At 66.9% G+C, this 22,637-nt stretch carries 22 protein-coding genes; 12 read left to right on the top strand and 10 right to left on the bottom strand.

Annotation, left to right across the window (positions count from 1 at the left end; translation table 11 throughout):
* Nucleotides 1-36 precede the first annotated feature (36 nt).
* Nucleotides 37-480, top strand: coding sequence for a CopD family copper resistance protein (locus B3098_RS07915; RefSeq protein WP_239213104.1), 444 nt, complete (start codon nt 37-39; stop codon nt 478-480).
* Nucleotides 481-570: 90 nt separating this feature from the next.
* Here B3098_RS07915 and B3098_RS07920 read toward each other — a convergent pair whose 3' ends face one another.
* The 10 genes from B3098_RS07920 to B3098_RS07965 all read right to left on the bottom strand — a co-directional run bounded on the left by B3098_RS07920 (nt 571) and on the right by B3098_RS07965 (nt 10,594).
* Nucleotides 571-1,299, bottom strand: a complete 729-nt coding sequence (locus B3098_RS07920) for an META and DUF4377 domain-containing protein (RefSeq protein WP_286894709.1) — start codon at nt 1,297-1,299, stop codon at nt 571-573.
* A 362-nt stretch (nt 1,300-1,661) separates the two neighbouring features.
* Nucleotides 1,662-2,489, bottom strand: a complete 828-nt coding sequence (locus tag B3098_RS07925) for a lysozyme inhibitor LprI family protein (protein WP_286894395.1) — start codon at nt 2,487-2,489, stop codon at nt 1,662-1,664.
* A gap of 127 nt (nt 2,490-2,616) precedes the next feature.
* On the bottom strand, nt 2,617-4,701 hold the full coding sequence (locus B3098_RS07930) for a DUF4387 family protein (protein WP_286894396.1): 2,085 nt from the start codon (nt 4,699-4,701) through the stop codon (nt 2,617-2,619).
* Between the two features lie 132 nt (nt 4,702-4,833).
* Nucleotides 4,834-5,760: a LysR substrate-binding domain-containing protein gene (locus tag B3098_RS07935; RefSeq protein ID WP_279971873.1), complete on the bottom strand. Its 927-nt coding sequence runs from the start codon at nt 5,758-5,760 to the stop codon at nt 4,834-4,836.
* A 13-nt stretch (nt 5,761-5,773) separates the two neighbouring features.
* Nucleotides 5,774-6,202 carry a VOC family protein gene (locus B3098_RS07940; RefSeq protein ID WP_286894398.1) on the bottom strand — a complete coding sequence of 143 codons (429 nt, stop codon included), beginning with the start codon at nt 6,200-6,202 and terminating at the stop codon, nt 5,774-5,776.
* A gap of 210 nt (nt 6,203-6,412) precedes the next feature.
* Nucleotides 6,413-7,012, bottom strand: a complete 600-nt coding sequence (locus B3098_RS07945; protein WP_175123067.1) for a nitroreductase family protein — start codon at nt 7,010-7,012, stop codon at nt 6,413-6,415.
* A 195-nt stretch (nt 7,013-7,207) separates the two neighbouring features.
* Entirely contained in the window at nt 7,208-7,726 is a 519-nt protein-coding gene (locus B3098_RS07950) for a hypothetical protein (RefSeq protein ID WP_279971874.1), read from the bottom strand.
* Nucleotides 7,727-7,836: 110 nt separating this feature from the next.
* Nucleotides 7,837-8,802 carry a Bug family tripartite tricarboxylate transporter substrate binding protein gene (locus tag B3098_RS07955; RefSeq protein ID WP_175184184.1) on the bottom strand — a complete coding sequence of 322 codons (966 nt, stop codon included), beginning with the start codon at nt 8,800-8,802 and terminating at the stop codon, nt 7,837-7,839.
* A 44-nt stretch (nt 8,803-8,846) separates the two neighbouring features.
* Nucleotides 8,847-9,332: a DUF3237 domain-containing protein gene (locus tag B3098_RS07960; protein ID WP_286894402.1), complete on the bottom strand. Its 486-nt coding sequence runs from the start codon at nt 9,330-9,332 to the stop codon at nt 8,847-8,849.
* Nucleotides 9,329-10,594 (bottom strand): flavin-dependent oxidoreductase, encoded by a 1,266-nt coding sequence (locus B3098_RS07965; RefSeq protein ID WP_286894404.1) that lies wholly within the window; start codon nt 10,592-10,594, stop codon nt 9,329-9,331. Before B3098_RS07965 ends, B3098_RS07960 begins: the two co-directional genes overlap by 4 nt.
* 135 nt (nt 10,595-10,729) lie before the next feature.
* Here B3098_RS07965 and B3098_RS07970 point away from each other — a divergent pair, with 135 nt between their 5' ends.
* The 11 genes from B3098_RS07970 (at nt 10,730) to B3098_RS08020 (ending at nt 22,562) form a co-directional block, all read left to right on the top strand.
* Nucleotides 10,730-11,221, top strand: coding sequence for a MarR family winged helix-turn-helix transcriptional regulator (locus B3098_RS07970; protein WP_239213119.1), 492 nt, complete (start codon nt 10,730-10,732; stop codon nt 11,219-11,221).
* A gap of 177 nt (nt 11,222-11,398) precedes the next feature.
* The gene (locus B3098_RS07975) at nt 11,399-12,535 is read left to right on the top strand and encodes an NAD(P)/FAD-dependent oxidoreductase (protein WP_286894405.1); all 1,137 of its coding nucleotides are present in this window, start codon (nt 11,399-11,401) and stop codon (nt 12,533-12,535) included.
* Nucleotides 12,536-12,563: 28 nt separating this feature from the next.
* A complete protein-coding gene (locus B3098_RS07980) occupies nt 12,564-12,962 on the top strand; it encodes a RidA family protein (RefSeq protein ID WP_175123074.1) in 399 nt (132 codons plus the stop codon).
* 118 nt (nt 12,963-13,080) lie between these two features.
* Nucleotides 13,081-14,526 (top strand): M81 family metallopeptidase, encoded by a 1,446-nt coding sequence (locus B3098_RS07985; RefSeq protein WP_286894407.1) that lies wholly within the window; start codon nt 13,081-13,083, stop codon nt 14,524-14,526.
* An 81-nt stretch (nt 14,527-14,607) separates the two neighbouring features.
* Nucleotides 14,608-16,179 carry an ABC transporter substrate-binding protein gene (locus B3098_RS07990; RefSeq protein ID WP_286894409.1) on the top strand — a complete coding sequence of 524 codons (1,572 nt, stop codon included), beginning with the start codon at nt 14,608-14,610 and terminating at the stop codon, nt 16,177-16,179.
* A gap of 52 nt (nt 16,180-16,231) precedes the next feature.
* Nucleotides 16,232-17,167, top strand: a complete 936-nt coding sequence (locus tag B3098_RS07995) for an ABC transporter permease (RefSeq protein ID WP_175123077.1) — start codon at nt 16,232-16,234, stop codon at nt 17,165-17,167.
* 13 nt (nt 17,168-17,180) lie between these two features.
* Nucleotides 17,181-18,056, top strand: coding sequence for an ABC transporter permease (locus B3098_RS08000; protein WP_286894411.1), 876 nt, complete (start codon nt 17,181-17,183; stop codon nt 18,054-18,056).
* A gap of 8 nt (nt 18,057-18,064) precedes the next feature.
* Entirely contained in the window at nt 18,065-19,072 is a 1,008-nt protein-coding gene (locus B3098_RS08005) for an ABC transporter ATP-binding protein (protein WP_239213123.1), read from the top strand.
* Nucleotides 19,073-19,089: 17 nt separating this feature from the next.
* The gene (locus tag B3098_RS08010; protein WP_218344852.1) at nt 19,090-20,088 is read left to right on the top strand and encodes an ABC transporter ATP-binding protein; all 999 of its coding nucleotides are present in this window, start codon (nt 19,090-19,092) and stop codon (nt 20,086-20,088) included.
* A 54-nt stretch (nt 20,089-20,142) separates the two neighbouring features.
* A complete protein-coding gene (locus B3098_RS08015) occupies nt 20,143-21,639 on the top strand; it encodes an N-acyl-D-amino-acid deacylase family protein (protein WP_279971891.1) in 1,497 nt (498 codons plus the stop codon).
* The gene (locus B3098_RS08020) at nt 21,636-22,562 is read left to right on the top strand and encodes an N-carbamoyl-D-amino-acid hydrolase (protein ID WP_175184178.1); all 927 of its coding nucleotides are present in this window, start codon (nt 21,636-21,638) and stop codon (nt 22,560-22,562) included. The genes B3098_RS08015 and B3098_RS08020 overlap by 4 nt, the downstream gene beginning before the upstream one ends.
* The last annotated feature ends 75 nt before the right edge of the window (nt 22,563-22,637 follow it).

Consider the following 22,637-nt stretch of genomic DNA (forward strand, 5'->3'; position numbering starts at 1 on the left):
ATTTCGCGCCGCGATCCGCGGGCGGAGAATGCCCTCATGACCCTCTACCCCGTGCTGCTCATCCTGCACCTGCTTGCCGCCTTCCTGTTCGTCGGCACTGTCACGTTCGAGGTGCTGTTTCTTGAACCGGTGCACCGGCGTCTGCCACCCGACGTGCGCAAGGCGCTGGGCAGCCAGCTCGGGCCGCGCGTGCGTTCGGTAGTGCCGTGGTCGGTGGTAGTGCTGTATCTGGCGGGGTTGGGGCTGGCGTGGCAGCACCGCGGCGCGCTGTCCGCGCCGCTGGCCTCATCGTTCGGCCTGCTGCTGTCCATCAAGATCGCGCTGGCCATCAGCGTGCTGATTCATGTGGCGACCGCGCTGGTGCTGGCCAGGCAGCGCAAGCTCACCGGCGCGCTGCAAGGGCGTCTGCACCTGAGCGTGTTCTGCCACATGCTGGCCATCGTCGTGCTGGCCAAGGCGATGTTCTACGTCACCTGGTGACCGGGCCAAGGGCGCTAACCGCGAACAGGGCGATAACCGCGCGGATCGCGCTAACGCCCCTCCACGCGAACCTCCACGCGAACTCCCCGTTTACTTGCGCTTGCCCGAGGCGTCCTGCTCCACCACCATGTCCAGCACGTAGACCTTGGAGGGCGCATCGGCGGGCGGGTTCTTCCAGTCGTAGCGCTTGACGCGCAGCACGGTGCGCACGCCCTCCTGGTGCTCAAACCCTTCGATCGACTGGTACAGCGGCTGCCACTTGTCCGGCGCCGGCAGCGCGATGCCCGCGTCATTGAACTTGCGTTCGCGCACCATCAGGCACTGGTAGTGCGGAATCATCGGATGGCTGCATTCGGCGCGCTTGGCCGCCACTTCCAGGAACATGATCTGGCTCGCGCTGCCGTACAGCGTTTCCGGCGTGGGTTCGCCGACGAACTTCAGCACGCTGCCGTCCTGCGTCGTGAGGTCCAGCGTCGGCTCGGCCTTGTCGCCCGACATCGACACGCGCAGATCGCCTTTCAGGCGCTGGGCGATCTCGGCATCGAGTTGCATCAGGCTTTGTTCGCAGGCCTTCATCGTCGACGCGAGATTCGCGATGGTCAGCACGCCGTTCTTGTACGTGTACCCGCCGAATTGCGCATTGCAGCCGCCGCGGATGTTCACGCCGTCGTCCTTGAACGTCAGGCGCACCTGATGCTCGACGCCCTTTTGCAGCGCCGCGATGGACTTGCCCGCGGCATCGGTGGCGGCGGTCAGGCGCCAATGGTAGGCGCTCAGGCCGGCCTGAGCTTCGGCGGACGTGGTGGCGGAATCAGGCATGGCGGACGATCCTTCGCGGGGTGAGGTCGTGGGCGCGCAGGCAGACAGCAGCGCCGCGCAGACGGATGCAAGAAGGATGGTTTTTTTCATGATTGGTTCCTGACGGCCGCGTGGCATTGACGAAAAGCGGGATTCTACGTCCGTGCCGTGGACGAAATTACCGCTGCGCGGCGCAGTCCGTTTCCAAATCTTGCGGCCGACAAGCCCCGGGCGGCGTGATCGAACCGTCCGCGCGCCGTGTGCCCCGCATGGGAAATTGTCATCCGGCGGGCGCGGTCCAGCCCTCACGGCCAGCGCGGGCGCGATTACAGTCTGACACCTTCCCCGTCAGGCCCACGCACGGCCGCGCAGGCCTGAACGCGCTACTTGGCAGCGGGATACACCGGGCTTGCCAGGCAAGCCTGCGCCCATTCGTAGTCGTCGGTATCGAATATTTCGCCGTCGATCTTCGGCAGGGGCTTGTCGGCATAACTGAAATCGGGCGCTGCCGGCGACCGGTTCCAGTGGGTCTTGCCATTGCCGTCGTCGCACGCCTCGTCGGCGCTGCTGAACGAGCACGACGCGATGACCTTGGGCTTGCCGTTCACCACGTCGGCCACGAACCGTTTTGTGTAGACGCCGCCGGACGCCCAATACTCGTCCACCGAGCAGACGCGGTCATTGTGCTGGTAGTGGCGGGTCGCGAAGCAGGAGTAGTTGTTGTAGTCGGGCGGCAGCACGTCGCACGACGACGCAAACCCGGCAAACGGACCGCCGGTGAATTGCGCCCGGAACTTGCGCTGATCCAGCGCCCGAGCGATCAGGACCGGCGTATCAGACCCCTTGGCCTTTTCCTTGAACTGGGCGCTGCGCGCCTGGATCAGGCTGCGCGCGGCCTGCGCGGGGGTCTTGCCGTCGGGCAGGAGGTCGGGCGACTCGATCAATCTTTCCAGTGCGTTGTCGCGCGCCGCCAGCCAACGCTTCTGGCCGTCGACCAGCATGGCGCGGATCTCGGCATCGGGCGCGGCTTTCAACAGTGCGCTGTAGCTGCGATTCAATTCCGCGTCGGCGGACACCGCGCCGCGGTCGGCGCAGATCAGCTTCTCGACGCCGGTGGATGCCTTCTTGCAATCGATGGCCAGCGCGGGCGCGGACAAGGCGAACAAGCCAGCCAGGGACAACAACCGTAGGGCGGGAATTCCAGGTTTCATCTGATTCTTCTCGGGTTCGATGGCGGTTGAACAGCCTGCAATTCTGGCACGAAACCGGGGACGACCCCACAGACGCACGCCGCCGATCGCCCTTCCCGTTCGCGATCGGCGGCGGCCTCAACGCGCGCTACAGCGCCGAGGCCATCGCCAGCCGCTCCGCGTAATGCGGTATCGACAGACGCTCGATGACGGCCTGCTGCTGCGCCCCGAACACGTCGCGCTCATCCGGCGAAGCAGAAATGTTCGGACGGTCGATGGTCAGCTTGATGGCGTTGCAGCTATCCACGAAGAACGTGCCAACCACGCGCTCGGGCGCCACGCCCAGCACCCGCGCCACATTGGCCGGGCAGAACACGTTCGAGCGCAGCGCGGCCTCGTAATCGGCGGCCGAGTTGAACACGATGTCGAACGTCAGCCGGTTGATGCCCGCGTCCTTGCTGCGGACCACCACGGCCATGTCGAGCAGCGGCTGTTCGCGCTGGGGCGTGCCTTCAGGGGGCACGTCGGCGATCAGGGACAGCGTGCGATCGTCCAGGTTGCCCGTGTAGTCCGTGATGCCGATGTCGTAATACCGCGGCCGGGCGGATCCGCTTTCCGTCCACGCCGCGCCGTTTGCGCGGAAGTACGTGATCGGGAACATGCGGTTCTTGATGATGTCCTCGTTCAGCAGCAGGTGGTAGAGCGTCCATTCGTAGGCATCGCCCGCATCCATGTCCAGCCGCGAGCCGTCGCGCGCGGCGGCCAGCGACAGCAGGCGTTGCAGCTCGGCGTGATGGCGGTCGGCGAGCACACGAGGATCGCGGTCGATGGTGCGCACGAGCGCGACCGGATGGCTCGCGTCGGCCTCATGGATTTTCCAGGTGGCGGCGCGCAGCGCGTCCGGAAATTCCGCCTGAACCAGCGTGATGACCGCGTCCTTGATCATCGGGTAATTGGCCTGGAACACCGGATCGCGCGTGCCGCTGGGAACCACCGCGCCGTACTGCCCATCTTCATGCCGGAAGCTCACCAGATTGGGCGACAGCGGATAGGCAATGTTGCCGGCGGTGGCCTTGCGCCCCGCGTAACCGTAATGGATCAGATAGTGGGTCAGCAGGCTGGCGAGCGTTTCGGCCGCCTGCGGCGTCGCCGCGCAGGTTTCCACGATCAGACCCAGCTCCTTTTCGCCCTCGCGCAGCGGCACGGCCTGGACGCCGTTGCGGCCATAGACCAGCACGTCGCCAGGCACACGCGGCAGGTCCGCGGGATCCAGATGAACCAGCGACACCTTGCGTTTGCCCAGCCGCCGCGCGCCTTCCAGCTTGATGCTCCACGGCCATGGCTTGCCCGCATGCACGAACTGGCTGTTGCGGATGCCGGCGGTGCGGGCGTCGCGCGCGAAGAATTCCGTGTGTTCCATCGCCAGGATGCCTTCGGGATAGAACTGCAGTTGCGGATGGCTTTCCTCGTACAGCGAATGCGCCGCAATCGAATACGGCGTGCAGCGCCGTCCCGAGTCCGGCGCCACGAAAAGCGCCGTGCCGTCGTCGTAGATTTCGGCGATCAGGCAATCCGACGGCGAGCCCGGGTCGCAGGCCAGCGCGCCGCATTCCAGCACGTGGCCCACGTGGTACGCCAGACCCGGATCGATACCGCGGCGGATCATGTCGGACGCGAACAGTGCAATGTCGCACGAGCGGCCGGCCAGCACGTACTTCGCGCCGCTTTCCAGCGCAGTGATGAGCGGATGCACGCCCATCTGACCCACGATGGTGCTCTCTTCGAGCGCCGCTGCATCCAGCTCCGGCCCGGCGCCCGTGGGCCGAAGCGCAACCGCGCGGAATTCGCGGATCACACTGGCCGGGTCCAGCTCGGACCGGATGACAGCCACGGCGCGGTCCTTCACGCCCAGCTCGTCAAACACTTCCTTGGCGACGTCGATCATCCAATCCAGGTTGCGGTTGCCGCCCGCCATGCCGCAGCTTCCCAGGATGACCGGACCCTCAATGCGTTCGCCCGCCTCGACCATGTGGCGAAAGTCCGCCTTCACGGCCTCGCGTTCGAAGTACTCGGTTCCCGTGCCCAGGTAATAGGGGCCGGCATCCATCGATCCCGCATCCGAGATCACGGCGTCGATCCGCCCTTCCAGCGCCTTTTGCAGCGATTCACGGGGAAATCCATATCCCAACGCGCCGCACGCGGACACCACGCGATAAACCAGCTTTGCCATCATCACTCTCCAGTTCTGCAGGCCGCAGACATTGCGGTTGCTGCATGGGAGTGAAGATTGCGCCTGCCGGCGAAGCTGGAAAAATACTATGTCGATATGCGGGTATCGCCCGCGGATATGGCCTTTAGCGGCGCGTCAGGAAGGCAGCGGCTCCGCGCCGGCCAGTCCTTTTTCCTGCACCTGCTGCATCACGAACTCGCTGAGCAGTGTGCGCACCGCCTCGGCGGGCGGCGCCAGCGGCACGTCGCTGGACGCGATGACTGCCGCCGTCAGATAGACGGGCGGCTCGATCAGCACGGCGGACACCATCGCGTTTCCCGGCTGCCCCGAGAAATCGCCCAGCGGCAGGATGGTATGGCCGATGCCCGCCTGCACCGCCGACAGCATGCCGGAAAAGACTTCGGTTTCCGCCACCACCTGCGGCGCGATTCCAGCCTCGGAAAACAGCCGGTCCAGCAGATTGCGCGTCATGTTGGGATGCGCGGGCAGGATGAGCGGCATGTCGGCCAGTTGCTCGAAGCGCATGGCGGACGGCCGGCGCCCCGGCTTGCGCGGGCTGATCACAAAAAGCCGCTGCCGGAACAACGGTTGACGCGCAAAACCCGTGGTCGGTTCGTCCTCGAACACCAGCGCCAGATCCAGCGAGCTGTCGCGGATGCGGGCGCCCAGCTGGCCGCTGGCATCGCTGCTGAAACGCAGGCTGATCTTGGGCAGCGCCGCCCGGCATTTTTCCATCAGTTCGCCCGCCAGAAACGACGCCAGCGTGGACGACATGCCGATGCGCACGACGCCCTGGATGTCGCCGCTGAGCGAGCGCACGATCTGCGGAATGCGCTCCATGCGGCTCAGGATGGAAGCGGCTTCGGTGTAGAGCGCGGCGCCCGCGGCCGTGGGACGCGCGCCCCGCGCGCTGCGATGCAGCAGCGTCACGCCCAGCTCTTCTTCCAGCGCCGCGATCTGCTGGCTGAGCGCCGGCTGCGCCACCGGAATGAGCGCCGCCGCGCGGGAAAAACTGCCCGCCTCGACGATCTTCACGAAGTACCGGAGATGGCGCAGTTGCACGGAAACGCTCCGGTCAGAACGTCACCTTGACTGACGGCGCGCTGCGCCGGGCCTCGCCATGGAACACGGCTTCGATGTTGTTGCCGTCCGGATCCAGCACGAAGGCGCCGTAGTAGCCGGGATGGTATTCGCGGAATCCCGGCGCGCCGTTGTCCTTGCCGCCGTGAGCCAGCGCCGCTTTGTAAAACGCGTCGACCATCGCCTGATCTCGCGCCTGGAACGCCAGATGTTGACGTCCCGTCAACTGACCCAGTGCGGCCTGGCTGTCAGCCGACGAGACAAAGAGCTCGTCCGCCCAGAAGTAGTCGTCGGCCGTGCCGCCCATCGGCACCTCCAGGGCATCGAACACCGCCTGGTAGAAGCGCTGACTGGCCGGCAGATCGCGCACGACAAGCTGGATGTGATCGATCAGACGGCCGCGATGGATCTCGTTGGTCTGCATGACATCTCCTTACTGGTGGGGATCGGTCGACTATAGCGCCATCCGCTGCAGGCGATATGGGGGCTCGGTCAAACGGATACCACCGGAACGCATTGCCGGCTTGCCCATTCAGCCAGCCCGCCAATGACAAGGCCCGCATTGCCGTGTGGGGCAATGCGGGCCTGAATACCGCGGTCATGCGGGGCGTGCGCGGCACGCCCCCAGATTCGATCAGCCAAACACGCGGAAGCGCTCGGCGTCGTCCATGAAAGCCTTGTCGCCGAAACCGGCTTCGTTCGAGCCAAACGGCATCTGCGCGCGCAGCTTCCAGTAGGCGGGAACGTTCCATTCGCGCGCGACGGCGGCGTCGATCAGCGGGTTGTAGTGCTGCAGGCTGGCGCCGACACCGGCGTTGGCCAGCGCGGTCCACACGGACAACTGGGCCATGCCGCCCGATTGCTCGGACCAGACGGGGAAGTTGTCGGCGTACAGCGCAAACTTTTCCTGCAGGCTGCGCACGACGTCCTGGTCTTCAAAGAACAGGATGGTGCCCACGCCGGCGGCAAAGCTCTTGAGCTTGGCTTCGGTCTTGTCGAAACCTTCGGCGGGCGCAACCTTGCGCACTTCTTCCGTAGCCAGGTTCCAGAGCTTGTCGCTTTCGGCGCCAAACAGGATCACGGCGCGCGAGCTTTGCGAGTTGAAGGAGGACGGGCTGTGCTTGATCGCTTCCTGGATCAGCGTGGTCAGTTCTTCCTTGGAGGCCGACAGGTTGCGGCCCAGCGAATACTGCGTGCGGCGCTGCTTGAGCGCTTCGAGATATGCGTTGCTCATTATTTGACCTTTCGACCAGTAGATAGAGATGACGATGGGAGGCATTCTACCGGCTCGACCATGACGCGAATACCCGTTCAAACGCACTTTGGCTGGAACATACTGTTCCACTGATGGTGCCAAAGCGGCCGAATTGTGCGATCCGCGCGAGCAATCGGCCGCCTTCAGACGGCCGCGTTCAAACGTTTGATTTGGTCAGAGGTCCATGTCCAGGACGCGCGTCACCGTGTTGCAGGACGTGCATTGGCCCGCCACGATGAGATTGCTGAAGAAGTTCTGCACGGTGTCCGGATCTTCGTCCCAGAGTTCGTCCGTGCCGTCGTAGTCGAACTGGGCGAAGACGCTGAACCGCGTGCCCTGGCAGGCGGGGCAGGCAAAGGCCTGCGCCGCCCCCTCGCCGCGGATCTTGGCTGAGCAATCCAGCTCGCCGTGATAGCCGTGGATGTCGCTGTCGAACACCACGACATCCTCCGATGCGTCGTCCCATTTCACGGCCAGCGGCGACACGAATTCGTAGTCCTGGACGTGTTCGTTGTAGTCGCGCAGGTCAAAGCCCAGGATTTCGCCCGTCTGCGCGCCGCCGGCGCCCAGCAGGCGGAATGCGACCGCAACCTCGCCACGGTCTTCCACGATCAAGGGCGCGGGTGTCACGCGCACGCCATCCAGACAGCGTGGCGGGTGGGACAGAACGTGATCGAACGTGGGATCGGACATGCAGCGGGTCTCCAGTGAAGCGCGAAGATTGATGAGCGCGAGACTATAGCAATCGCTGTGGCCGGCGACGTATGGCCGGCGACGTACGGCCGGCCAGATCCCTCGGTCCATCAGTCGGCGCGGAACCCCGTCGCCTTCACCACATCGGCCCAGCGCTTGGACTCCGCGGTCAGCAAGGCCTGCAGCGCCTGCCGGTCCGAGCCCACGACGACAAATCCCGCTTCGCCAAGCGTCTTCACGGCGGCAGGCTGGCGCAGCGCGGCGGCGCTGTCAGCCTGCAAGCGAGTCAGCACAGCCTCCGGCGTGCCGGCCGGCGCGAACAACGCGAACCAGGCGCCGAAATTGACCGCGGGCAGGCCGCCCTCCGCGAAGGTCGGCACGTCAGCCAACGCGGACGAGCGCTTCGCGCCGGTGGTGGCCAGCGCGCGCAGCTTGCCGCCCTGCACCTGGGGCGCGGCCAGGGCCGTTGTCACGAAGGCCGCCTGCACGCCGCCGGACACTAGTCCCGACACGGCATCGCCCGTCGACCGGTAATGGATGGCTTCGATCTTCAGGCCCGCCTCGCGCGCGAAAAGCTCCGCGCCGAAATGGCCGGGCGTACCCGCGCCGAAGGTGGCGAAGTTCACGCGGTCCGGCGCCTTCTTCGCGGCGTCGATAAACGCCGGCAGGTCCTTGTACGGCGAGCTGGCCGGCACCACCAGCACGAAGTCGGCACGCACCACCTCGGAGATCGGCGCGAAGTCGCGCGGCGGATCGTAGTTCAGGTTGCGGTACGTGGCAGGCGAAATGCTGATCGAGCCGACCTCGCCCAGCAGCAGCGTCTGGCCGTCCGCCGGACTGCGCGCGACGTTCTGGGCGGCAATCTGCCCGCCCGCACCAACCTTGTTCTCCACCACCACGCTTTCGCCCAGCAGCGGTCCCATGTGCTGGGACAACGTGCGGGCCACGATGTCCGGCCCCGTGCCGGGCGGAAAGCCCACGTTCAGGCGCACCGGCCCATTGGGAAACTGGGCGGCTGCCGCAAGCGGCAGGCACAGCATGAAGCCGCCCAGCAGGCGGCGCAGCATCGTTTGCATGGTTGTCTCCTGGTTTTTTTAATGCCGCGGCGGCTGCCGCGGGTTCAGCAAATGCGATAGAAGCGCAATTCGACGCGGTCGGGATAGCGCGCACCGGTGCCGATGAACAGGCTTTCGTTCATCCAGCCCAGCGCGGGCGACGACGTTTCAAAGCGGGGATAGCTGCGAAAGTAGATGCGCGCCGGATCGACGGCTTCGCCGCGCGCCAGCCGCGCGATGTCCTCGGCGCTGCCCGTGCGGATGCCGGTGTTCTCGACATACACGCGCTCGCCTTCGGGCGTCTCGATCACATAGCGTGCGTGGATGTCCGTGAATGTGGCCGAGCGGATGATCTGGAAGTCCGCGCCGCCGGGCAGCACCTTGCCGGACAGGCGCGGGCCTTCTACCGTGCCGCCTGTGATCGGGATCACGCGGCGCCGGCCCTGCGGTGTATCGCCCACTTCCTGCGGCGCGCCCACGTCGACCACCACGGTGGTCACGTGTTCCAGCCGGGGCGCGTGGGGTTCGTTGATGGCATCGGCGCCGCTCATGGCTTTTCTCCGCGGGCAAGGCGCAGCGCGGCGGGGTCAAAACCCGCCAGCTGCTTGTAGCGCAGCGACACCGCCGCCAGCTCCTCGCCCGATATCACGTCGTTGATGTTCGCAAAGCCTTGGGGCGCGCGCTCTTCGGCAAACTGCATCACCTGCTCGGGGCCGTTCAAACGATTGCGCAGCACGATGCCGGCGGTGCGCGGCAGACGTTCGGCTTCGTACTCCAGCAGCGCGATCTCTGCTGAACGCGCCTTGCCCTGCACCGCCTGATCCAGCCAGTCGGCCAGGGAGCGCGCGTCCAGGATCGCCTGGGCCGATCCGTTCGAGCCGATGGGATACATCGGATGCGCCGCGTCGCCCAGCAGCGTAAAGCGCCCGCGCGTCCAGCGCGGCAAGGGATCGCGGTCCACCAGCGGAAACTCGTAGATTGCCTGGGCGCCGTCGATGATGGCAGGGATGTCGATCCAGTCCCAGCGCCAATCGGCAAAGCGGTCCGCGAAGACGGACTTATCGACCTTGCGATTCCAGTCGGTGGCGGGCAGTTCCGCGCCGGGGATCGACAGCTCGGCGATCCAGTTGATGAGCGAACGGCCTTGTTTGCGCAGCGGTTCGGAGATCGGATAGCAGACGAATTTCTGGTCCTGGTGACCCGCCATGAACATGCTGCGCCCGTCCAGATACGGCGGCGCCTCGGTCACGGCGCGCCACAGCATGCGCCCGGAAAACCGGGGCTCGTCCCCGACGGGATGAAGCTGACGGCGCAGTGCCGAGTGGATGCCATCGGCGCCCACCAGGATGTCGCCGCGCACGGCCTGCAGCGCGTTGTCCGCGCGGCGGCGGAACTGCGCGTGCACGCCCGCCGCATCCTGGCTGGCCGATTCCAGCACCATGCCCGGCACGATGGCATCCGGGCCGAGCCGGTCGCGCACGGCCTCTGCCAGCAGCATCTGGAATTCGCCGCGATGCACCGAAAACTGCGGCAGCGGATAACCGGCCTCGAGGCCGCGCGGCTCGCGCCAGATCGGCTGGCCGAGCTTGTTGTAGTAGTGAAGCTGCGAGGTCTCGATGGCGCGTTCGGCCAACTGGGGCATGAGGCCCAATTGTTCGATCTCGCTGACCGCATGAGGCAGCAGATTGATGCCGACGCCCAATGGCCGCAATTCCTGCGCGCTTTCATAGATGCGGCAGCCGATGCCGCGCCGATGCAGCATCAGCGCAAGGGTCAGCCCGCCGATCCCGGCCCCGGCAATGACGATTTGCATGTCTACTCCTGGTCTTATTTGTTATGCAACATAACAAAATCGCCCCGCGTTTCGCACGAGGGATTTCCCGCAATCCGGTGGCGCGGCGGCGACGCGTGCATTAGTGTTGAGGCCCCGTTTCACGATCTGCCCCCGATGTCCAGAGCCTCCGCCCCACGCCCTCGCCGCCCTGCTGCCCGCGGCGAACACTTCGATCCGCATGTGCCCGGCATTCAGTACGGCGCGCTGGACGATCTGGTGGGCTACGCCATCCGCCGCGCGCAGATCCTGATCTACGAGGACTTCCTGGCCGCGCTGGCGCCGTGGGACATCACGCCGCAGCGTTATTCGGCACTGACGCTGATCGCCGCCAATGAAAACCTCAAGCTCACCGACCTGGCGCGCATCCTGGGCATTGCGCGCTCGGGCGCGGTGCAGATCGTCAACCAGTTGCAGGACCTGGGCTACGTGGAGCGCCAGGAAGCCGAACGCGACCGGCGCGCCTACGCGCTGGCCATGACGCCGGCCGGCCACACCGCGCTGGCCGCCATCACCGAGGCCGTGCAGGCGCACGACGCGCGTATCAGCGGGAAGCTGGGCGCGGCGGATCGGCGAAAACTGATCGGGCTGCTGGGCAAGCTGGGGTAGCGCGGCCCGCCATCGCGCACCCATGGACAGGTAGCGCGGCTTCCCTCTCCGCGCAAGGCTGCGCCGCATCGCGCGCGCCTTTTGCGCCCATGCGGGCATTCCCCTATTACTCCAGCCGCGTCAAAAAACTATCGTATTCGAGAATTATCAAATAAGAGAATTCTCGCTTCCGACAAAATGACTGCTGAAACCCTATACGACTTTGCCGTGGTCGGCGCCGGGATCGCCGGCGCCTCCGTGGCCTACCGCCTCAGCGCCTCGGCGTCCGTGGCAGTGCTGGAACGCGAGTCCCAACCCGGTTATCACTCCACCGGCCGCTCCGCAGCCATGTTCATGGAGACCTACGGCACCACGCAGATCAAGGCGCTTACGCGCGCCAGCCGCGCCTTCTACGAGCATCCGCCCGAAGGCTTCTGCGAGCATCCGCTGCTTAGCCCGCGCGGCGTGCTGTACATCGCAACGCCGGACCAGAAGGATCTGCTGCAGGAAGTGTTCGAAGACTTCCATCGCCAGTCGCCCAACGTCACGCTGATCGACGCCGCGCAAGCGGTGGCCCGCGTGTCCTGCCTGCGCGAAGACCAGCTCTGCGGCGCGATCGAGGAACCCGACGCGCGCGACATCGACGTGCATGCCCTGCATCAGGGCTTTCTGCGCGGCATGAGCCGCCAGGGCGCGGTGCTGCACAACAATGCCGAATTGACCGGCGCCGCGTTCGAGAACGAGGTCTGGACGCTGACGCTGGCCGACGGGCGCCAGATCCGAGCGCGCGCCGTCGTCAACGCCGCGGGCGCGTGGGCCGACCACACGGCAACGCTGTGCGGAGCCGCCCCCGTCGGCCTGCAACCCTGCCGCCGCACCGCCTTCACCTTCAGCGGTCCGGACGACGTCGATTTCTCGCACTGGCCCGCCGTAGTCGGCGTGGACGAAAGCTATTACTTCAAGCCGGACGCCGGACAACTTCTGGGCTCGCCCGCCAATGCCGATCCGGTCGACGCGCACGACGTCGTGCCCGAAGAGCTGGATGTCGCAACCGGCATCTACCGCATCGAAACCGCCACGTCGCTGACGATCCGCCGCCCGAAGCACATCTGGGCCGGCCTGCGCTCGTTCGTGCGCGATGGCGATTTCGTGGTGGGCTGGGACGCGGCCACGCCGGCCTTCTTCTGGCTGGCCGCGCAAGGCGGCTACGGCATTCAGACCGCCGCCGCCACGTCCGAGCTTGCCGCCGCGCTGCTGACGCGCCAGCCCCTACCCGATCACCTGCACGCGCACGGCGTCAATGCCGACGCCGTGCGGCCCGAGCGCTTGCGCTGATCCAGTCACCGTTAACCGAGACCCCGACATGACCGCCATCACCCGATACCCCAGCAGCCTGCCCCTGCCCTTCTCGCGCGCCACTCAGGCGGGCGGCTTTTTGTTCCTGTCCGGGCAGATCCCGCTGGATGCCGACGGCCAGGTCGTGCGTGGCGATATCACCGCCCAGACGAATGCCGCCATCGAGCGCATCAAGGACACGCTCGCACTGGCCGGCGCCAGCCTGAAGGACGTGGTTCGCGTGACCGTGTGGTTGACCGATCTGGCGCTGTTCGCGCAGTTCAACGAGGCCTACCGCAGCCATTTCTCCTCCGATTTCCCCACGCGTTCCACCGTCGAGGCCAAGCTGGCCATGGACGTGGACGTCGAGATCGAAGTGCAGGCCTGGCTGGGCGACAGCCAGCCCAAGGGTCCCGCAGCCGCCTGACGCCGTATTCGTTCGATTGCATGACACCGCCAGGCCCACGCCTGGCGGGGCGACACCCCCCAGCGCGCGCCCCGCTGCCCGCGCCCTCAAAACCCCTCTCTAGCGCGGAGCGTCATTCATGAAGATCTTTTCCGGGTCCCTGGCGACCGAGACGAACACCTTCTCCCCCATTCCGACCGGCCTGGCTTCCTACCGGGCGCGCGGCTACTTCCCCGCCGGCCAGCATCCGGACCGCATGCAGATGTTTTCGGGTCCGCTGTGGGCCGCGCGCCAGCGCGCCGCGGGCAAGGACTGGACGCTGATCGAAGGCTTGACCGCAGGCGCGACGCCGGCCGGCATCACCACCCGCCACGCCTACGAGACGCTGCGCGATGAGCTGCTGGACGACCTGCGCCGCGCGGGCAAGGTGGATATCGCGCTCTTCGGCCTGCATGGCGCGATGGTCGCCGACGGCTACGACGACTGCGAAGGCGACCTGCTGCGCCGCGCGCGGGAGATCGTCGGCCCGGACGCCGTGATCGGCGCCGAACTCGATCCGCACTGCCACCTGACGGTCGCGATGGTAGAGAGCGCCGACTTCCTGGTCTGTTTCAAGGAATACCCGCACACCGACATCCTGGAACGCGCGTTCGACCTGGTCGACCTGTGCGTGGCGCGCGCCGAGGGCCGCATCAACCCCACGCGTGCGGTCTACGACTGCGAAATGATCTCCATCATGCACACCAGCCGCGAGCCGATGCGCAGCTTCGTGGACCGCCTGCTCGCGATGGAAGGCAAGGAAGGCGTGCTGTCCGTGTCCATCGCCCACGGCTTTCCGTGGGGCGACACGCCGGACATGGGTTCGAAGGTGCTGGTCTATACCGACGGCGACGCCGCGCAGGCCGAGGCGCTGGCGCGCACGCTGGGCGAAGAGATCATCGGTTTCCGCGATCAGCTGGCGCCGCCCTACCCCGGCGCGGACGAAGCGCTGGACCAGGCGCTGGCGCACAAGGAATTCCCGGTGGTGCTGGCCGATTCGGCCGACAACGCCGGCGGCGGCGCGCCCAGCGACGCGACCTTCATCCTGGAACGGGTGCTGGCGCGCGGCATCACCGATGTCGCCACCGGCCCGTTCTGGGATCCGGTTGCCGTGCAACTGTGCTTCGAGGCCGGCGAAGGCGCGCAGATCAAGCTGCGCGTGGGCGGCAAGGTGGCGCCGGTGTCCGGCCAGCCGCTGGACCTGGACTGCGAGATCCTGGCGCTCAAGCGCGACGCCCTCATGACTGGTCTGGCCGGCACGCCCGCGCTGCTGGGCGACGTGGCCGTCGTGCGCACCGGCGGCGTCACCCTCGTCATGACCACCTCGCGCACCCAGGCCATGGGCACCGACCTGTTCACGCAGTTCGGCGTGGACCTGGCCGCGATGAAACTCATCATCGTGAAGTCTTCGCAGCATTTCTATGCCTCGTATTCGAAGGTCGGCCGCCACGTCATCTACGTCGAAACGCCGGGCGCCATCACGAATGACCTCAACACGCTGCCGTTTGTTAAACGCAAGTTGCCCAAGTGGCCCTTCAAGGGCTGAGGCCCATGCCCCGCAGCCGGGGGCCGATCCGACAACCATTGCCGCCCTGCCCGGGCACATAGAACCAACAAGGGGAAATCCATGATCAGACGTTTCAGCCTGCTGGGAGCCGCCGCGCTCCTGGCCATGAGCGCCGCGACCGGTGCACTCGCCCAGACCAAGACGCTGCGCCTCGTGCCGCACGCGGACCTGAAAACGCTGGACCCGCTCTTCAACACCGCCTACATCACGCGCAACCACGGCTACATGGTGTTCGACACCCTGTTCGCGCAGGACAGCAAGGGCCAGGTCAAGCCGCAGATGGTGGACACCTGGACCACGTCCGAAGACGGCAAGACCTGGACCTTCACCCTGCGTCCCGGTCTGAAGTTCAACGACGGCACGCCGGTGACGGCCGAGGACTGCATTGCGTCGATCCAGCGCTGGGCAAAGAAGGACACGCTGGGCCAGACCATGATGGCGGCCGGCGCAGAATTTGCCGCCACCAACGAAAACACGTTCACGCTGACGCTGAAAGAGCCCTTCGGCCTCGTGCTGGACGCGCTGTCCAAGCCTTCGGGCATGCCGCCCTTCATCATGCCCAAGCGGCTGGCCGCTACTGATCCGAACACCCAGGTCACCGAGATGGTCGGCTCGGGCCCGTTCCTCTTCAAGCGGGATGAATGGGTGCCCGGCAACAAGGTCGTGTACGTCAAGAACCCGGCCTACGTGCCGCGCTCCGAAGCGCCGGACGGCCTGGCGGGCGGCAAGAACGTGAAGGTGGACCGCGTGGAATGGGTCTACATCCCCGACGGCAACACCTCGACGGCCGCGCTGATGAACGGCGAGGTCGACATGATCGAACAGGTCACGCCCGACTTCCTGTCGGTGCTGGAATCCAACCCGGACATCACGCTGAGCACGTCGGTGGCCTCGCAAGGCATGGTGATCCTGAATTCGCTGCATCCGCCGTTCAACAACCCGCTCGCGCGCCAGGCGGTGTACTACCTGGTCAGCCAGAAGGAAATGCTGACCGCGATGGGCTACCCGGACAAGTACCGCGTGGACTACTGCGCCACCATGTACATCTGCGGTTCGCCCCTGGCCACGGACGCGGGCGCCGCGCCCTACGCCAAGACCGATCCCGCACGCGCCAAGCAACTGCTGCAGGAAGCCGGCTACAAGGGCGAGAAGGTGGTGCTGCTGTACCCGACTGATCACCTGAGCGCCCCCGCCGTCATGGTGCTGGCGCAGAACCTGAAGAAGGCCGGCGTGAACGTGGACGTGCAGTCGATGGACTGGGCCTCGCTGGCCGGCCGCCGCCTGAAGAAGGATCCGCCCGCCCAGGGCGGCTGGAACATCTTCCTGACCTGGGGCGGCTACTTCGACGCCAGCACGCCGGTGACCAACCCGTGGCTGTCCGCCGCCTGCGGCAACAGCCTGCCCGGTTGGCCGTGCGACAAGGAACTGGACACGCTGCGCACCAGCTGGATCCGCGAAACGGACGCCGCCAAGCGCAAGGACATCGCGGCGCAGATCCAGGCGCGCGCCTACCAGACGGTGCCCTACGTGATGTGGGGCGAGTTCAAGCCCGTCTTCGCGGTGCGCGGCCTGAAGCAGACCGACCTGATCAAGTCCGGCATCCCGGTGATGTGGAACATCGAGAAACCGTAAGGCAGACGCCGGGCGCCGCGCGCGCCCGGCCGCAAGCCGGGGGGAATCCAGCGTGAAATTCATCCTGCGCCGCATCGCGGCCGTCATACCCGTCATGGCCGTCGTGGCCGTCGTGGTGTTCCTGCTGATACACCTGTCGCCGGGCGATCCCGCGGCGGTCATCGCGGGCGACAACGCCACCGCCGACGACGTCGAAAAAATCCGGCAGAACCTGGGACTGGACAAGCCGCTCCTGCAGCAGTTCGTCATCTGGATCAGCCATATCGCCGTCGGCGACCTGGGCACGTCGATGTCCACGCAGATGCCCGTGTCGCAGCTCATCGCGCAGCGCATGGGTCCCACGATCTCGATCGCGCTCTTCACGATGCTGTTTGCCGTGCTGGCCGCGATTCCGCTGGGCGTGCTGGCCGCGTGGAACGCCGGCAAATGGCTGGACAGGCTGGTGATGGTGGGCGCGGTCTGTGCGTTCTCGGTCCCGGTGTTCCTGATCGGCTACAGCCTGGTGTACGGCTTTTCGATCAAGCTCGGCTGGCTGCCGGTGCAGGGCTACAAGCCGCTGGCCGACGGCCTCGTGCCCTACCTGCGCCACCTCGTGCTGCCCTGTCTGTCGCTGGGCCTGGTCTACATGGCGCTGCTCACGCGGATGACGCGCGCGACCATGCTGGAAGCCCTGTCCGAAGACTACATCCGCACCGCGCGCGCCAAAGGCCTGTCGTCCGGCCCCATCGTCTGGCATGCGCTGAAGAACGCCGCCAACCCCATCGTCACCACTATCGGCGTGGGCGTGGCGCTCCTGATCGGCGGCGTCGTCGTGACCGAGACAGTGTTTGCGATCCCCGGCCTGGGCCGCCTGACCATCGACGCCGTGCTGCGTCACGACTACCCGGTCATCCAGGGCGTGCTGCTGGTGGCCTCGGGCATCTACGTGCTGATCAACCTGCTGGTCGACCTGAGCTACCGGCTCTTCGATCCGCGCATCCGCTACTGAGAAGAGGCAACGCATGAACACGACCACCCTGCCGCTTCCCGCCGCGCGCCCGCGCCTGCGGCGTGCCTTCCGATCCGTGCGCCGCCATCCCATGCTGTATGCGGGCGGCGTCATCCTCCTGCTGCTGGCCGCCATCGCGCTGGCCGCACCGTGGCTGGCCACCGTCGATCCGCAGGAGATCAATCCCATGGCGCGCATGAAGCCGCCGTCAGCGGAGCACCTGTTCGGCACGGATGCGCTGGGCCGCGACGTCTACTCGCGCACCGTCTGGGGCGCCCGCATCTCGCTGCTGGTCGGCATCGTGGTGGCGGTCGTCTCCACCGCGGCCGGCGTGGTGCTGGGGATGATGGCCGGCTACTTCCGCCGCATCGACGCCCTCATCATGCGCATCATGGACGGCCTGATGGCCATTCCCGGCGTGCTGCTGGCCATTGCGCTGATGGCCACGCTAAAAGGGGGACTGGGTACCGTCATCATCGCCATCGTCGTGCCCGAAGTGCCGCGCGTCGTGCGCCTGGTGCGCGCGCTGGTGCTCACCATCCGCGAACAGCCGTACATCGAGGCCGCCGTCTCGGTCGGCACCCGCGTGCCGTCGATCCTGATGCGCCATATCCTGCCCAACCTCTTCGCGCCGCTGATGGTGCAGGCCACGTTCATCGCGGCCTCGGCCATCCTGACCGAAGCGGTGCTCAGCTTCCTGGGCGTGGGCATCCCGCCGCACATTCCGAGCTGGGGCAACATCATGGCCGAAGGCCGCAACTTCGTAGCCGTGGCGTTCCACATCATCCTGTATCCGGGCCTCTTCCTGGGCGTGGCCGTGCTGGCCGTCAACCTGGTCGGCGACGGGCTGCGCGACATGCTCGATCCCCGTCTGGCCAAGAAGCTGTAGGAGCGCACATGCAAACCCAACCCGTCCTGCGCGTGCAAGACCTCACCACCTGTTTCGACGGCGACGACACCACCGTGCTGGCTGTCGACAAGCTCTCGTTCGACCTCCTGCCCGGCGAAACGCTGGGTCTGGTCGGCGAATCGGGCTGCGGCAAGAGCGTCACGTCCCTGTCCATCATGCGGCTCTTGCGCGCCCCTGGCCGCGTCGCGGGCGGCAGCATCGAATTCGACGGCCGCGACCTCCTGGCGCTGCCGGAAAAATCGATGCGCGCCATCCGCGGCAACCAGATCTCGATGATCTTCCAGGAGCCCATGACGTCGCTGAACCCCGTCATCACGGTGGGCAAGCAGATCAGTGAATCGCTCATGCTGCACCAGGGCCTGTCGCGCAAAGAGGCGCTGGTGCAGGCAGAGGCGTTGCTGGACCTGGTGCAGATCTCCGACCCCGCGCGCCGCGTGCGCGAGTATCCCTACCAGCTCTCGGGCGGCATGCGCCAGCGCGCCATGATCGCCATGGCGCTGGCCTGTCAGCCCAAGGTGCTGATCGCCGACGAACCCACCACGGCGCTGGACGTCACCATCCAGGCGCAGATTTTGCACCTGTTGCGCGACATCCAGGCGCGGCTTGGCACGGCCATCGTGCTGATCACGCACGACCTGGGCGTGGTCGCGCAGATGTGCCAGCGCGTCATCGTCATGTATGCCGGCCGCAAGGTCGAGGAAGGCAGCGTGGACGACGTGCTGGACCGCCCGCAACATCCGTACACCCAGGCGCTGATCCGTTCGCTGCCCGACTTCGTCGACGGCCAGGACCACACTGCCCGGCTGGCCGAGCTGCCCGGCATCGTCCCGGTGCGCACACCCGCGTCGCGCGGCTGCGCCTTTGCCGCGCGTTGCCCCGAGGCCCTGCCGCGCTGCACCGAGGAAGCGCCGTCCGCCACCGACGCCGGCGCGCGCCACCGCGTCTGGTGCTGGGCGCGCCAGGACGCCCCCGCGCCCGCCGCCCTGACTGCCTGAGACGCATGAGACCCGCCATGAATCTGCACGACATTCCCCTCGCGTCTTCCGCGCCCGCGGCCACCGCGGTGCCCATGCTGGAAGTCATCGGCTTGAAGAAGCACTTTCCTGTGGACAGCGGACGCGGCGCCAAGGTGCTGCGCGCCGTCGATGGCATCTCGCTATCGGTGCCGCGCGGCCAGACGCTCAGCCTGGTCGGCGAGTCCGGCTGCGGCAAGTCCACGACGGGCAAGTGCCTGATCCGCCTGACCGATCCGACCGAAGGCCGCATCCTGCTGGAAGGCGAGGACCTGGCCAAGATGAACAGCAACCAGCTGCGCGCCATGCGCCGCCGCATGCAGTTCATTTTCCAGGACCCGTTTTCGTCGATGAACCCGCGCATGCGGGTGCGCGACATCATCGGCGAGCCGCTGCGCAACTTCGGACACGGCCGCGAGGCCATCCGCGAGCGCGTGGCGCAGCTGCTGGCGCGCGTCAGCCTGCGGCCCGACGCGGCCGACAAGTATCCGCACGAATTCTCGGGCGGCCAGCGCCAGCGCATCGTGATCGCGCGCGCCCTGGCGCTGGACCCTGGCCTCATCGTCTGCGACGAGCCGGTGTCAGCGCTGGACGTGTCGGTGCAGGCGCAGGTCATCAACCTGCTGATGGACCTGCAGCGCGACCTGGGCCTGACCTACGTGTTCATCTCGCACGATCTGAGCGTCGTGCGCCACATCAGCCACCGCGTGGCCGTGATGTACCTGGGCAAGATCGTCGAGATCGGCACGCGCGACGCGATCTTTGACCGCCCGGCACATCCGTACACGCGCGCGCTGCTGGCCGCCGTGCCGTCCGCGCGCCAGGGAGAGCGCAATCCGGTCGAGGTCCTGAAGGGGGAAATCCCCAGCCCGCTGTCGCCTCCATCCGGCTGCGCGTTCCGCACGCGCTGTCCGATGGCGCAGCCGCGCTGCGCCGAAGAAACGCCCCAGCCCCGCCAGGTCGCTGCCGAACAGCAGGTCGCCTGCCACTTTGCCTGATCCCCGCATTGCCTGATTGCCCCATTGCCTGATCCCACTCAGCCGGAGAACCGCATGTCCCAGCCTGACGCCACCCCGTTTGACTACATCCTCGCCGGCGGCACCGTCATCGACGGCACCAACGCCCCCGGCCAGCGCGCCGACGTGGGCGTGCGCGGCGACCGCATCGCCGCCGTGGGCGACCTGTCCGGCAGCGCCGCGCAACGCCGCATCGACGTGACGGGCAAAGTGGTGGCGCCCGGCTTCATCGACTCGCACACCCACGACGACAACTACCTGCTCAAGCGCCGCGACATGACGCCCAAGATCTCGCAGGGCGTCACCACCGTCGTCACGGGCAACTGCGGCATCAGCCTGGCGCCGCTGGCGCATGCCCACGCCAGCCCGCCCGCGCCGCTGGACCTGCTGGACGAAGGCGGCTCGTATCGCTTCGAACGTTTCTCCGATTACCTGGACGCCCTGCGCGCCACGCCCGCTGCCGTCAACGCCGCCTGCATGGTCGGCCACTCCACGCTGCGCGCGGCCGTCATGCCCGACCTGCAGCGCGCCGCCACGCCGGATGAGGTGCAGGCCATGCAGACGCTGGCCGACGACGCGCTGGCCAGCGGCGCCATCGGCATCTCCACCGGCACGTTCTACCCGCCGGCCGCCCAGGCCACCACCGAGGAAATCATCGAAGTCTGCCGCCCGCTCAACACGCACGGCGGCATCTACGCCACCCACATGCGCGACGAGGGCGAACACATTGTGGCGGCGCTGGAAGAGACCTTCCGCATCGGCCGCGAACTGGACGTGCCGGTCGTGATCTCGCATCACAAGGTCATGGGCCAGCCCAACTTCGGCCGCTCCGCCGAGACCCTGCCGCTGATTGAGGCCGCAATGGCCAAGCAGGACGTCTCGCTGGACGCCTATCCCTACGTGGCCGGCTCCACCATGCTCAAGCAGGACCGCGTGCTGCTGGCAGGCCGCACCATCATCACCTGGTGCAAGCCCTTTCCGGAACTCAGCGGGCGCGACCTGGACGAGGTCGCCGCCGAGCGCGGCAAGTCCAAATTCGACGTGGTGCCCGAGCTGCAACCGGCCGGCGCCATCTACTTCATGATGGACGAGCCCGACGTGCAGCGCATTTTGAAGTTCGGCCCCACCATGATCGGCTCGGACGGCCTGCCCCACGACGAGCGCCCGCATCCGCGCCTGTGGGGCACCTTCCCGCGCGTGCTGGGCCATTATTCCCGCGACCTGGGTCTCTTCCCGCTGGAAACCGCGGTCTGGAAAATGACCGGCCTGACCGCCGCCAAGTTCGGCCTGGCCGAACGCGGGCAGGTGCAGCCAGGCTACTTTGCCGACCTCGTGGTCTTCGATCCGGCCACGGTGGCCGACGCCGCCACTTTCGAGCGCCCCACCGAACGCGCGGCCGGCATTCACTCGGTCTACGTGAACGGCGCGCCCGTATGGGAGGAGCAGGCCTTCACCGGTCAGCACGCCGGCCGCGTCCTGGCGCGGAGCGCCGTTGGGATCGCCGCTCCAGGCAACGCCGGGAGCGCCGCATGACCGCCCGCAAGCTCCACCTTGCCGTCGCGCAGCTTGGCCCCGTCCAGCGCAGCGACACCCGGGTCCAGGTCGTTCGCCGGCTGATCGACCTGCTGGAAGACGCCCACAGCCGCGGCGCGGCCTGGGTGACGTTTCCGGAGCTGGCGCTGACCACGTTCTTTCCGCGCTGGTCCATCGACGATCCGGCCGAGGTCCAGGCGTTCTTCGAAACCGAAATGCCGGGCCCCCTGACCCGCCCCCTGTTCGACGCAGCCCGCGACAAGGGCATCGGCTTCTATCTGGGCTACGCCGAGCTGGCGGACGGCGTGCAGTACAACACCAGCATCCTGGTCGGTCGCGACGGCCAGATCGTGGGCAAGTACCGCAAGATCCATATCCCCGGCGACGCGCAGGCCGTCGACGGCGCGCCCTTGCAGCATCTTGAGAAGAAGTATTTCGCGGTCGGCGACCTGGGGTTTCCCGTCTGGCAGACCCCGGACGCCGCCATCGGCATGTGCATCTGCAACGACCGGCGCTGGCCCGAGACGTTCCGCGTCATGGGACTGCAAGGCGTGGAGGTCGTCATGGCCGGGTACAACACGCCCTCCGGCTACGTGCAATGGAACGAGCCGATCCACCTGCGCATGCACCACCACCTGCTGTCGCTGCAGGCCGGCGCCTACCAGAACGCCTGCTGGGTGGCCGCCGCCGCCAAGGCCGGCGTCGAGGAAGGCAATCCCATGATCGGCGGATCCTGCATCGTCGCGCCCACCGGCGAAATCATGGTGCGCACGTTCTCCGAGGAGGACGAGGTCATCAACTTCGTCTGCGACCTGTCGGTGTCGGATCACTACCGCGCCAACATCTTCAACTTCGCCGCCCACCGCCGGCCCGAGCACTACCGGATGATCGTCGAACGCACCGGCGCCCAGCCTCCCGCCTGACCCGGCCCACCCCGTACAATCCGGCTACACGCGGCGGGGCTTGCGGGCCCTGCCCCTGCCCTCAACCCTATAAGC

It is taken from the genome of Achromobacter sp. UBA2119 (assembly GCF_002331005.1).
Taxonomy (GTDB): domain Bacteria; phylum Pseudomonadota; class Gammaproteobacteria; order Burkholderiales; family Burkholderiaceae_B; genus Achromobacter; species Achromobacter animicus.